This is a genomic window from Nocardioides faecalis (genome assembly GCF_018388425.1).
Classification (GTDB): domain Bacteria; phylum Actinomycetota; class Actinomycetes; order Propionibacteriales; family Nocardioidaceae; genus Nocardioides; species Nocardioides faecalis.
On the sequence record NZ_CP074406.1, the window covers coordinates 1,606,738 to 1,619,848 of the forward strand.

Annotated in this window: 6 protein-coding genes; all 6 read left to right on the forward strand. The window is 72.0% G+C overall.

All coding sequences use genetic code 11. The features are described 5' to 3' along the window. Positions 1 to 52: 52 nt before the first annotated feature. The 6 genes from KG111_RS07390 (at position 53) to KG111_RS07415 (ending at position 13,096) form a co-directional block, all read left to right on the forward strand. Positions 53 to 2,686, forward strand: coding sequence for an FtsK/SpoIIIE family DNA translocase (locus KG111_RS07390; protein WP_205291399.1), 2,634 nt, complete (start codon positions 53 to 55; stop codon positions 2,684 to 2,686). A 5-nt stretch (positions 2,687 to 2,691) separates the two neighbouring features. Next, the gene (locus tag KG111_RS07395; protein ID WP_205291398.1) at positions 2,692 to 4,740 is read left to right on the forward strand and encodes a helix-turn-helix domain-containing protein; all 2,049 of its coding nucleotides are present in this window, start codon (positions 2,692 to 2,694) and stop codon (positions 4,738 to 4,740) included. Between the two features lie 93 nt (positions 4,741 to 4,833). Beyond that, complete coding sequence (gene rimO, locus KG111_RS07400) at positions 4,834 to 6,255, forward strand: 30S ribosomal protein S12 methylthiotransferase RimO (protein WP_205291397.1); 1,422 nt, start codon at positions 4,834 to 4,836, stop codon at positions 6,253 to 6,255. Then, complete coding sequence (pgsA, locus tag KG111_RS07405; protein ID WP_205291396.1) at positions 6,252 to 6,962, forward strand: CDP-diacylglycerol--glycerol-3-phosphate 3-phosphatidyltransferase; 711 nt, start codon at positions 6,252 to 6,254, stop codon at positions 6,960 to 6,962. Before rimO ends, pgsA begins: the two co-directional genes overlap by 4 nt. Before the next feature lie 185 nt (positions 6,963 to 7,147). After that, the gene (locus KG111_RS07410) at positions 7,148 to 12,481 is read left to right on the forward strand and encodes an ExeM/NucH family extracellular endonuclease (protein WP_205291395.1); all 5,334 of its coding nucleotides are present in this window, start codon (positions 7,148 to 7,150) and stop codon (positions 12,479 to 12,481) included. A 111-nt stretch (positions 12,482 to 12,592) separates the two neighbouring features. Further along, the gene (locus tag KG111_RS07415) at positions 12,593 to 13,096 is read left to right on the forward strand and encodes a CinA family protein (RefSeq protein ID WP_249666345.1); all 504 of its coding nucleotides are present in this window, start codon (positions 12,593 to 12,595) and stop codon (positions 13,094 to 13,096) included. Positions 13,097 to 13,111 lie beyond the last annotated feature (15 nt).

Below are 13,111 nucleotides of genomic sequence, written 5' to 3' on the forward strand. Positions count from 1 at the left end.
ACGCACTCCTGTGGTCCCTGTGGCGGGTGAGACTTCTGGGTAGGTTGTCAGCATGGCGACCCGTACGTCTTCCCCGCCGGGGTCGCGCAGCAGGACCACCTCTTCCTCCCGCTCCTCAGGCGCGAAGAAGACAACCAGCTCGCGTGCCCGGAGTACGACCACCAAGAAGAAGCCGCCGGCCAAGAAGTCCTCGGCCGGCCGGCCGGCTCCGCGCGCCGTGCGCAGCGGGCCCGGCCCGGTCCTGCGCACGTTCACCGCGCTCGCGCGCGGGGCGGTCGCGCTGTGGCTCGCCCTGGCCCACGGCATCGGCGCGGTCGCGCGCGGCATCGGCCACGGCGCCCGGGAGATCGAGCCCGAGCAGCGCCGCGACGGCTTCGGCCTGCTGTTGTGCGGCGTCGCCCTCGTCGTGGCCGCCGCGGTGTGGTTCGAGGTCCCCGGCGGCGTGATGGACTTCAGCCGGGCCACCGTGTCCGGCACGGTCGGCAAGATCGGCTGGTTCGTCCCGCTCCTGCTGCTGCTGGCCGGCTGGCGGGTCATGCGCGACCCGATCGGCAACGGCCCCGCCGGGCGCCAGGTGATCGGCTGGTCGGCGTTCGCCTTCGGGATCCTCGGGATCGTCCACATCGCCAACGGCAGCCCCGAGCCCGTCTCCGGCGACACCTCCGCGCTGCGCGAGGGCGGCGGCGCGATCGGCTACGTCGTCTCCGCGCTGCTCGTCGACCTGCTCCGCTCCCCGGCGGTCGTGGTCGGCCTGCTCGCCCTGCTCTCCTGCTTCGGGGTGCTGGTCATCACCGCCACCCCGCTCTACCGCGTCCCCGACCGCCTCCGCGAGGTCGGCGAGGTCCTGTTCGGCCGCCCGGCCTCCTACGACGACCCCGACGCCACGCAGTCGCTCAGCCTCGACGAGGCGTTCGAGCGCACCGGCGACCCCGCCTACGACACCCCGCTGCTCGTCGACGAGCCGAAGCGCAAGCGCCGCCGCAAGAAGGACGCCGAGGCCGTCGAGGAGTCGATGCAGCTGCTCGAGCCGATCGACGCCCCGCTCGCCGACGACGACGCGGACTTCGAGGTCGACCTCGACGGCGTGGACCCGCTGGCCGGGCGCGGCCTGGCCGCGGCCGCCGCGCGCACCGCCGACGCCGGGGAGACCGGCGAGATCGAGCCGCCGCCGCACGCCGACCTGCCCCAGCGCGTGGAGCAGCTGGCGCTGTCCGGCGACATCGTCTACACGCTGCCCGACGCCGCGGTGCTCAAGCCCGGCGACCCGCACCGGGCGCGGTCCAAGGCCTCCGACGAGATCGTGACCCGGCTGCAGACCGTGCTCGACGAGTTCAACGTCGACGCCCACGTCACCGGCTACACCCGCGGCCCGACGGTCACCCGCTACGAGATCGAGCTGGGCACCGGCGTCAAGGTCGAGAAGATCCTCGGCGTCCAGCGCAACATCTCCTACGTGGTCGGCTCCGAGGACGTGCGCATCCTCAGCCCGATCCCCGGCAAGTCCGCGGTAGGCGTGGAGATCCCGAACTCCGACAAGGAGATCGTGTCGCTGGGTGACGTGCTGCGCTCGCCGGTGGCCCGCAACGACCACCACCCGCTGATCACCGGGCTCGGCAAGGACGTCGAGGGCGGCTTCGTGGTCGCCAACCTGGCGAAGATGCCGCACCTGCTCGTCGCCGGTGCCACCGGCTCGGGAAAGTCGAGCTTCATCAACTCGATGATCACCTCGGTGCTGATGCGCTCCACCCCCGACGAGGTGCGGATGATCATGGTCGACCCCAAGCGGGTCGAGCTGAACGCCTACGAGGGCGTGCCGCACCTGATCACCCCGATCATCACCAACCCCAAGAAGGCCGCCGAGGCGCTGGAGTGGGTCTGCCGCGAGATGGACCAGCGCTACGACGACCTCGCCAACTTCGGGTTCCGCCACATCAACGACTTCAACAAGGCCGTGCGCGAGGGCAGGGTCGAGGTGCCGCCGGGCAGCGAGCGCGTGCTCACGCCGTACCCCTACCTGCTGGTCATCGTCGACGAGCTCGCGGACCTGATGATGGTCGCGCCGCGTGACGTGGAGAGCTCGATCGTCCGCATCACCCAGCTCGCCCGTGCCGCGGGCATCCACCTGGTGCTGGCCACCCAGCGCCCCTCGGTGGACGTGGTCACCGGCCTGATCAAGGCGAACGTGCCCTCGCGGCTGGCGTTCGCCACCTCCAGCCTCGCCGACTCCCGCGTCATCCTCGACACCCCGGGGGCGGAGAAGCTGGTCGGCCAGGGCGACGGCCTGTTCCTGCCGATGGGCGCCTCCAAGCCGGTCCGTGTGCAGGGCTCCTGGGTCACCGAGAAGGAGATCCAGCAGGTCGTCAAGCACTGCAAGACCCAGCTCGAGCCGAGCTACCGCGAGGACGTCACCGCGCCTGCGGCGTCGAACAAGGTGCTCGACGACGACATCGGCGACGACATGGACCTGGTGATCCAGGCCGTCGAGCTCGTCGTGTCCACCCAGTTCGGCTCCACGTCGATGCTGCAGCGCAAGCTGCGGGTCGGCTTCGCCAAGGCCGGCCGGCTGATGGACATCCTCGAGAGCAGGGGAGTGGTCGGGCCGAGCGAGGGCTCCAAGGCCCGCGACGTCCTGGTCAAGCCCGACGAGATCGACTCCGTGATCGCGACCATCCAGGGGGAGGCGTGAGCCCGATGACGCACGACAACCACAACACCGGCAACCCGACCGGCGTGCCCACCGACCAAGCCGGCGTTCTCGCCGCAGCGGGCGAGCACGAGGCCGGCGCGGCCGAGGGAACCACCCAGTCCGCGCAGCGGGACGCGGGCGAGCGGCAGATCGAGGTCCGCCGCAACGTCGGGCTCTCCGCGCTGACCGGCGGCTTCGCGGCCGTGCTCACGGTGGCCTTCGGGGTCCGTGCGTTCGGCGACGGAAGCGCGCTGGACTGGCTGCTGTTCGGCGTCCTGGCCCTGGTCACGTTCGTGCACCTCCTGGCGCTCGTCGACGGCCGTGCGCCGCTGCTCGTCGCGGACGACCACGGCGTGCGGCTGCGTCACGGCGCGCTGTGGCGCGGCATCGCCTGGGACGACATCGACTGCCTGGAGCACCTGCCGCGGCGGGGGCTGCGCGACGGCCACGTCCTCGTCGACGGGTACGACGACCAGCAGCTCGTGGTGCCGCTGACGCTGGCCACCACCGTGCGTGGTGTGGAGGCCGACTCGCTCAGCGACGTCCTGGCCGAGCTGGCCGACGGCCGCTCCGACGTCGTCGAGGTCGTCCCCGGTCTCGCGCAGCCCGAGGACCCCAGCGCCGACCCCGCCCCCGCCTCCGAGGCCGGTGCGGCTCCCGCTGCCGCGCCCGCTGCCGAGGACACCCACGACACCCACGACACCCACGACGCCCAGGACGAGACCGGCTGGGACGGCCGGGGCGAGGCCCGCGGAGACGACGTGGCGCCGCTGAGTGAGCTGCACCCCGACGACCTGCCCTCCGACGTCTCGCCCTCCGACGCGCTGCCCTCCGACGAGCAGGCGCCCACGGCCGAGGCGCCCCGGCGCGGCATCGCGGCGCGCCTGATGGCCGGCCTCGGCGGCGTCGCGGCTGCCCGCAGGGCCACCGAGCAGCAGGCCGACGACCACGCCGACCAGCGCACCGACCAGCGCACCGACCAGCGCGCCGAGCGCGACGAGGAGCGGTCGGACTTCGAGGACACCGACGAGATTCGGCTCGCGGCCCCGGCGTGGCTGGAGCAGAGCGACCGGGACGCCGCCCGTGCCGCCCAGCACGCCGACGCCCACGTCGCGGACGTGGAGACCACCGACGAGATCGTGCTGGAGGAGCCGCCGGCACCTGGCCGCGCCACGGTGCTGCCGGCCCGCGTCGAGCTGGACCACGAGACGCCGGCCCGCCCGGTGCCCACCGCGGGCCCGATGGCCCCGATCCCGGCCGGCGCCCCCGTCGGTGCGTCCGCCGCGGACGCCCCGCTCGGCGACGAGACCGTGGTGCTGACCGGCCTCGCCGTGCAGCCCGCCGCGGACCCGGTGATCGGTCCCGACCTGGTCGCCGCCCGGCAGCGGCTGCGGCTGAGCATCGACCAGCTCTCCGAGCGGACCCGGATCCGCCCGCACGTCATCGAGGCGATGGAGGTCGACGACTTCGGCCCCTGCGGTGGCGACTTCTACGCCCGCGGCCACCTGCGCACGCTGGCGCGGGTGCTCGGCGTGGACGCCGGACCGATGGTCGCGGCGTACGACGAGCGCTACGCCCACGCCCCCGTCGACCCGCGCCGCGTCTTCGAGTCCGAGCTTGCCACCGGTGCGGGCGGTGCGATCCGCAGCACCCGGGGCGGGCGCAACTGGTCGGTGCTCATCGCCGCGGTGATGGGTGCGGTGCTGGTGTGGTCCGTGGCGCAGCTGGTGATGGGCGACCCGGCGCCGACCGCGAAGGCCCCGGTGCTCAACCAGAGCGGCGGCGTGACGAAGGCCGCCGCGGCCAAGGGCGACCCGGTGCGGGTGAGGCTGACCGCGAAGGGCGGGGGAGCGCAGCTGGTGGTGCGCGACGGCTCCGGCCAGATCGCCTTCGACGGCAACCTGGCGTTCGGCCAGACCACCGAGCTGCGCATCGTGCCGCCGGTGCGGATCTGGAGCTCCGACGGCTCGGTGACCTACGCCCTGGGCAAGGACGAGGCGAAGCCGCTGGGCGAGATCGGCGCCGAGGTCTCCAAGACGCTGGTCGCTCGCTGAACCTGGTCCACCTCGATCCAGCAGAGGCACGGGGCCCGTCCGGGCGGTGACGAATCCTGTCACCGGCCGGACCCCCGGTATCCTCGCAGGGACATGACGACCACGCCCGCCCCCGTCTCGGTAGCCCTGCTGACCCTCGGCTGCGCCCGCAACGACGTCGACTCCGAGGAGCTCGCCGGCCGGCTCGCGGCCGACGGCTTCACCCTCGTCGAGGACCCCGAGGACGCCGACACCGTGGTGGTCAACACCTGCGGCTTCGTCGACGCGGCCAAGAAGGACTCCATCGACACCCTGCTCGCCGCCTCCGACCTCAAGCAGTCGGGGCGCACGCAGGCCGTGGTCGCGGTCGGCTGCCTCGCCGAGCGCTACGGCGCCGAGCTGGCCGACTCGTTGCCCGAGGCCGACGCGGTGCTCGGCTTCGACGACTACGACGACATCTCCGGCCGGCTGCGTGCCATCCTCGCCGGCGAGCGCCCGCACCCGCACACGCCGCGCGACCGCCGCCTGCTGCTGCCGATCACCCCGGCCGAGCGGCAGTCCGCCGACGTCGCGGTGCCCGGCTCGCAGACCACCGGCTTCCGCGCCCGCCTGGACTCCGGACCGATGGCGCCGCTGAAGCTGGCCAGCGGCTGCGACCGCCGCTGCACCTTCTGCGCGATCCCGATGTTCCGCGGCTCCTTCATCAGCCGCCGCCCCTCCGACGTGCTCACCGAGGCCGCCTGGCTGGCCGAGCAGGGCGTCAAGGAGCTGTTCCTGGTCTCGGAGAACTCCACGTCGTACGGCAAGGACCTGGGCGACCTCGCCCTGCTCGAGACCCTGCTGCCCGAGCTGGTCGCCATCGACGGCGTCGAGCGGGTGCGGGTCTCCTACCTGCAGCCCGCCGAGACCCGGCCGGGCCTGGTCCGCGCCATCGCGACCACGCCCGGTGTGGCGCCGTACTTCGACCTGTCGTTCCAGCACGCCAGCGCGAGCGTGCTGCGCCGGATGCGCCGCTTCGGCGACCCTGAGAGCTTCCTCGGCCTGCTGGACCAGGTCCGCGCGCTCTCCCCGGAGGCGGGCGTGCGCTCCAACGTGATCGTCGGCTTCCCCGGTGAGACCGAGGCGGACTTCCAGACGCTGTGCGACTTCCTGGTCGCCGCCCGGATGGACGTCACCGGTGTCTTCGGCTATTCCGACGAGGACGGCACCGAGGCCGCCTCCTTCGACGACAAGCACGACGAGGACGAGATCCGCGCCCGGGTGCAGCACCTGACCGACCTGGTCGGCGAGCTGACCAGCGACCGCGCCGAGGAGCGGATCGGCACCGTGGTGGAGGTGCTGGTCGAGGAGATCGACCCCGACGGCACCGGGGACGGCACCGTCGAGGGCCGCGCCGGCCAGCAGGGCCCCGAGGTCGACGGCACCACCCGGGTGCTCGGCGTCCCGCACGCCCAGGTGGGTGACATCATCGCCGCCACCGTCGTGGCCAGCGACGGCGTGGACCTGATCGCCGAGCCGGTAGGAGCGCGAGCATGAGCGAGACCAGGCGTGAGCCGCAGGTGCCCGGACAGCCGGTGCCCGGACAGCCGGTGCCCGGACAGCCGGCGACGGCCAAGCCCAGCAACTGGAACGTGCCCAACGCGCTCACCACGCTGCGCATCGTCATGGTGCCGTTCTTCGGCTGGGCGCTGCTGCACGACGGCGGCGACTCGGTGCTGTGGCGCCTCATCGCCTGGGCGATCTTCGTCGTGGCGATGGTGACCGACAAGATCGACGGCGACCTGGCACGCAAGTACGGCCTGGTCACCGACTTCGGCAAGATCGCCGACCCGATCGCCGACAAGGCGATCACGGGGATGGCCTTCATCGGCATCTCGATCATCACCGACACCTGGTGGATGTGGACGATCACCGTGATCGTGCTGCTGCGGGAGTGGTCGGTGACCCTGCTCCGTCTGTCGGTGCTGAAGTCCGTGGTGATCGCGGCCGCCGCCAGCGGCAAGTGGAAGACGGCCACCCAGGCGCTCGCGCTGGGCCTGCTCACCCTGCCGCTGCTCGAGGTCGGCGACAAGGTCGGCTGGCTCGAGGTCCCCGGCGAGATCACCTACGGGCTGGCGATCGTGGTGCTCCTCGCCGCTTTCGTGCTGACCCTGTGGTCGGGCTACGAGTTCTTCCGCGACGTGTGGCGCCAACGGGACTCGCTGCGTCGTGGCCGTGCGACGGAGCCGGGCACCGCACGCTGAGCCCTGGCGTTCGACTCCGGGTGCTGGTCACCCTGCTGTCACGTCGATGTTCCGAGAGTTTCACTCAGGTTCTTGTCAGGAACGTGGGTTTCGGGCTTAGGGTCAGCCTTCTTCCCCCGTGACGCGGGCCTTCCTCGGGCTCCAGCGCTGCGACCCCGTGCGTTGTCGACCCCGGAAGAAGACCGATGCGTTCCGTGAAGAAGCTCCTGTTCGGATCCCTCAGCGTGGTGCTCGCCGCCGGTGGCCTGAGCGCCCTGCAGCTCGCGCCGGCCAGTGCGAACCCCGCCGGCACCGGCCTGGTGATCACCGAGGTGTACGGCGGCGGCGGCAACAGCGGCGCCACCTACAGCGCTGACTACGTCGAGCTGTTCAACCCGACGGCTGCGCCGATCGCGCTCGGCGGCAGCAGCCTGCAGTACCGTGCCGCGGCCAACACGGCCGCCGCCGCGAACACCTTCGCGCTGCCGGACGTGAGCGTGCCGGCGGGCAAGCACTACCTGGTGCAGTGCGCCGGCGGCGCCAACGGCGGGCCGCTGCCGACGGCGGACACCACGGCTTGCACGCTGAACCTGTCGGGCACGGCCGGTCAGGTCTTCCTCGCCTCGACCACCACGGGGATCGCAGCGCAGACCAACGGCGCCGCGCCGTGGGCCTTCCACGACGCGGTGGTCGACTTCGTCGGCTTCGGCACCGCGGCGGTGTTCGAGGGCGCGGCGTCCGCCCCGGCCCCGTCCAACACGACCTCGATCAGCCGGTCCGGCGCGGCCGACACCGACTCCAACAGCGCTGACTTCGCCGTCCTCGCCGCCGCCGCGATGACGCCGACGAACAGCAAGGACAACGTCTTCGAGGCGGCCGACCAGGCGGACGTCACCGCGTACGTCGGTGTCCCGATGCCGGCGCTGACCCTGAAGGCGAGCGGCGGCAAGGCGCCGTACACCTGGAGCGCGGCGGCGCTGCCGGCCGGCCTCTCCCTGTCCTCGGCCGGGGTGTTGAGCGGCACGTCGACGGGTGTCGGTCGCACCGAGGTGGTCGCCACCGCCACCGACTCCTCCACACCCGCCAAGACGGACACCGTGCGCTTCGCCGTCGTCGTCGAGGACGCCCCCGCGGCGCTCTCCATCGCCGCGGTGCAGGGCAACGGCGCCACCTCGCCGCAGGAGGGTAGGGCCGTCACGGTCGAAGGTGTCGTGACCGGCTCCTACGCCGACCCGACCTTCGCCAACAACGGCTACGACGGCTTCTACGTCCAGACCGGCGGCACCGGCGGTGCGACCGACACCACGCCTGGTCGCTCGGACGCGATCTTCGTCTACTACGGCAACGCCGGCGCCCCCGCCGGCATCGCGACCGGCGACTCCGTGCGCGTCACCGGCCTGGTCTCGGAGTTCTCCGGCACCACGCAGATCGCGCCGTTCACCGGCGGCGTCGTCGAGCTCGACGCGGCGCTGCCCGCCGTCGCGCCGCTGCAGATCGCCTACCCGCGGACGGAGACCGGCCGCGAGGCGCAGGAGGGCATGCTGCTCGCGCCCACCGACGACGAGTTCACCGTCACCAACGTCTACAACCTCAACACGTTCGCCGAGATCGGTCTCGCGTCCGGCGGCACGCCGCTGCGCCAGCCCACGGAGTTCGCCGCCCCCGGCGACGCCGCCGCTCTGCAGGCCATCAAGGACGACAACGCCGCCCGCGGGGTCGTGCTCGACGACGGCACCGCGGTCAACTACCTGACGAACACCGCGGCCAAGAACCAGCCGCTGCCGTGGCTCACCCCGGACAACCCGATCCGGGTCGGCGCCCGCGCCACCCTGGCCGGACCGGTGATCCTGGAGTACCGCAACAACACCTGGAAGTTCCAGCCGCCCGCCCCCGTCTACGACGATGGCGACACCACCGTCACGTTCGAGGACACCCGGGCGGCCAACGCGACCCCGCGCGACGTCGGCGGCGACCTGAAGCTCGCGACGTTCAACGTCCTCAACTACTTCAACACCACCGGCGAGGCGTACGTCGCCGCCGGCGCCGCGCAGTCGCCTCCGGTGAACGCGCAGTGCACCTACTACACCGACCGCGCGAACAACCGGATCGGCAACAACACCTGCGGTGTCGTGGGCTCCGACGGCAAGAACGCGGGCAACGGCCCGCGCGGCGCCGCGACGTCGGCGAGCCTGGCCCGCCAGACCGCCAAGATCGTCACCGCCATCAACACCATGGGCGCCGACATCGTCGGGCTGCAGGAGATCGAGAGCTCGGTCAAGCTGCTCGGCGAGGTCGACCGTGACGACGCGCTGCGCTACCTGGTCGCGGCGCTCAACGCGGAGGCCGGCGCCGGCACCTGGCGCTTCGTGCACAGCCCCGGTGAGGCGACGCTGACGGCCTCGGTGAGCGAGCAGGACGTCATCCGGCCCGCCTTCCTCTACCGGGCCGCGAAGGTCGAGCCGGTCGGCAGCTCCGACATCCTGTTCGGCACCACCGAGTTCGCCAACGCCCGCGAGCCGCTCGCCCAGGCGTTCAAGGCGAAGGGGGCGCTGGACAGCGACGCGTTCGCCGTCGTCCTCAACCACTTCAAGTCCAAGGGCGACAGCGACCCCGTGGCCACCGGCGACAACGCCAACGACCCCGACGTGGGCGCGTTCAACGGCGACCGCGTGCGCCAGGCCACCCGGCTGGCGGCGTTCGCCGACGAGTTCGCCGAGGCCCGCGGCATCGAGGCGGTCTTCCTCGCCGGCGACTTCAACTCCTACTCCCGTGAGCAGCCGATCCAGGTCCTGGAGTCGAGCGGCTACGCGCTGATCGACTCACCCGGTGAGGAGACCTACTCCTTCTCCGGGCTCTCGGGCTCGCTCGACCACGTGCTCGGCAACCAGGCGGCGGTCGCCATGGTCACCGGGTCCGACGTCTGGGACATCAACGCCAGCGAGTCGGTGGCCTTCCAGTACAGCCGCCACAACTACAACGTCACCGACTTCTGGCAGCCGAACCAGCCGTTCGCGGCCTCCGACCACAACCCGGAGATCGTCGGCATCGACGTGCCCGCGGTGGGCGGTCCCTACAAGCGCGTCCAGGTCGTCGGCACCAACGACTTCCACGGCCGGATCCTGCCCTCGGGCGGTGACAGCGCGGGTGCCTCGGTGCTGTCCGGGGCCGTGAAGGAGCTGCGCGCCGACAACCCGAACACCGTCTTCGTCGCCGCCGGCGATCTGGTCGGGGCCTCGACGTTCGAGTCCTTCATCCAGGAGGACGCGCCCACCATCGACGCGCTCAACGAGGCCGGCCTGGAGGTCTCCGCGGTCGGCAACCACGAGTTCGACGCCGGCTACGAGGACCTCGTCGGTCGCATCCAGGACCGCGCGGACTGGGAGTACCTCGCCACCAACGTCACCGAGCCCGACGGTCGCGACGAGCTCGTCGAGCGCTGGACCAAGACGATGGACGGCATCGAGGTCGGTTTCGTCGGGGCCGTCACCGAGGACCTGCCGACCCTGGTCAGTCCCTCGGGCATCGAGGGCGTCACGGTCACCGACATCGTCGAGGCGGCCAACGCCGAGGCCGCCGCGCTCAAGGAGACCGGCGTCGACCTGGTGGTGCTGCTGGTCCACGAGGGCTCGCCGAGCACGGACTGCACCTCGGCGAGCTTCACCGACCCGGCCACCGTGTGGGGCAACATCACCCAGAACACCTCCGCCGACGTCGACGCCATCGTGTCGGGCCACACCCACCTCGCCTACAACTGCTCGTTCCCCGTGACCGAGTGGCAGCAGGACGGGCGCGCGGTCACCGAGCGTCCGGTGGTCTCGGCCGGGCAGTACGGCCAGAACCTCAACAAGCTGGTCTTCACCTACGCCGGCGACGACGAGCTGGTCGCGGTCTCGCAGGACATCGTGGGCATCGCGGGCACCGGCTTCGAGGTCGACGGCGCGGTCACGCCGATCGTCGACGCCGCGGTCGTGGAGGCCGAGGAGCGCGGCAAGGTCGTGATCGGGGAGATCGAGGCCCCGTTCAACCGCGCGAAGCTGGCCAACGGCACCACCGAGAACCGTGGCGGGGAGTCCACGCTGGGCAACCTCGTCGCCGAGGTCCAGCGTTGGGCGACGGAGAAGCCGGAGTCCGGCTCGGCGCAGATCGCCTTCATGAACCCCGGCGGCCTGCGCCAGGACATGACCGGCACCGTCGACGGTGACGCCCGCGCGCTCACCTACAAGCAGGCGGCCGTGGTCCAGCCGTTCGCCAACACCCTGGTGAACATGGACCTCACCGGGGCCCAGATCGAGACGGTGCTCGAGCAGCAGTGGCAGCGCACCACCGCCGGTGCCGTGCCGTCGCGCCCGTTCCTGCGGCTCGGGGTCTCCGAGGGCTTCACCTACACCTACACCGAGACGCCGGAGACCGTCGGCGGCACGGCGACGTTCACGGGTGAGATCACCGGGATGTGGCTCGACGGCGTGCCGATCGACCCGGCGGCGACGTACTCGGTGACGGTGAACTCCTTCCTGGCCTCCGGTGGCGACAACTTCCACGAGCTCGCCAAGGGCTCCGGTCCCGCCGACACCGGCAAGTCGGACCTGCAGGCGATGGTCGACTACATGAAGGCCACGACCGAGACGGCCCCGCTGCCGGTCGACGCCAGCCAGCGGGCGGTGGGGATCAACCTTCCCGCCGGTGCACCGTCGGTCTACGGCCCCGGCGACGTGGTCGCGTTCGACGTCTCCTCGTGGACGATGTCGACCGCCGACGACGCCAAGGACAGCGAGATCCAGGTCCGGCTCGGCGACACCACGCTCGGCACCGTCGCGGTCGACAACACCATCGGCACCGCCGTCTACGACCAGTACGGCAAGGCCTCGGTGAGCATCACCCTGCCGGCCACGCTGCCCGCCGACGCCACCCTGCGGCTGGTGGGCGCCACCACCGGTACCGAGATCCAGGTGCCCATCGCCCTCGCCGCCGCCGCGGAGCCCGAGGTGGTCAACACCGCGCCGCCGACGATCGTGGGCACCGCCCAGGTCGGCCGGACCCTGCGGGCTGTCGACGGCACCTGGAACCCGGCGCCGACGGCCCTGGCCCGGCAGTGGTACGCCGACGGCAAGCCGATCGCCGGCGCCACCGGCACCCTGTTCCGCCCCACCGCGGCGCAGGCAGGCAAGCGGATCACGGTGACGGTCACGGCCACCCTGGCCGGCCACACCAACGGGACGGCGACCTCGGCGCCCACCGCGAAGGTGGCCAAGGGCAAGGTCAGCGTCAGGGTCAAGGCCTCGCCGAAGGCGCTCAAGGTCCGCCGTACCAAGGCGACGGTCCGCGTCACCGTGCGCAACGCCTACGGCGTGCCCGTCACGGGCACGGTGACCATCAAGGCCGCCGGCCAGAAGGCCCGCAAGGTCAAGCTCAAGAACGGCAAGGCCACGATCCGGCTCAAGGCGTTCGGCAGCACGGGCCGCAAGAAGGTGACGGTGACCTACAACGGCAGCGCCGCACTGGACCGGGCCAAGGAGCGCATCACCGTGCGCGTCCGTCGCTGACCTGACGGCGGCGGCGCACACAACCGGGCCGGCGGGGTGGACGACCACCCCGCCGGCCCGTGCTTCGCTCGTTGCTCCACCCGACTTGAGCGGGGTTGCAAGGATCGGGGCGTGCAGACAGAGGCTGAGAAGATCGTCGACCTGCTCACCGACCTCGACGCGACGGTGGGCACCGCCGAGTCGTTGACCGGCGGCCGGCTCGCCGCGGCGCTCACCCAGGCGCCCGGGAGCTCGGCGGTCTTCGCCGGCGGCGTGGTCAGCTACCACACCCGGGTCAAGGTGGAGGTGCTCGGCGTCGCCGAGGAGACCACCGAGACCGACGGCGTCGTGTCGGAGTCGTGCGCGCGACAGATGGCCGACGGGGTGCGGCGGGTGCTCGGGACGACGTACGGCATCAGCACCACCGGTGTGGCCGGTCCCGACACCCAGGAGGGCAAGGCGGTGGGCACCGTCTTCGTCGGCGCCGCAGGGCCGGAGGGCACGAAGGTGGAGGAGCTGGCGCTCGACGGGGACCGCGACGAGATCCAGCGCGCCAGCGTCGAGGCCGCCCTGTCTGCACTGCAGGAGATGATCTCCTCGGCCGGTCGGTCTCCGGAAGATTCGACGCTCCGGTAGCGTTGGGCCCAGGCA

Coding starts and splice junctions, on each gene's coding strand:
- KG111_RS07410 (WP_205291395.1), top strand. CDS start 7,148: ATGCGTTCCGTGAAGAAGCTCCTGTTCGGATCCCTCAGCGTGGTGCTC.
- KG111_RS07395 (WP_205291398.1), top strand. CDS start 2,692: ATGACGCACGACAACCACAACACCGGCAACCCGACCGGCGTGCCCACC.
- KG111_RS07390 (WP_205291399.1), top strand. CDS start 53: ATGGCGACCCGTACGTCTTCCCCGCCGGGGTCGCGCAGCAGGACCACC.
- rimO (WP_205291397.1), top strand. CDS start 4,834: ATGACGACCACGCCCGCCCCCGTCTCGGTAGCCCTGCTGACCCTCGGC.
- pgsA (WP_205291396.1), top strand. CDS start 6,252: ATGAGCGAGACCAGGCGTGAGCCGCAGGTGCCCGGACAGCCGGTGCCC.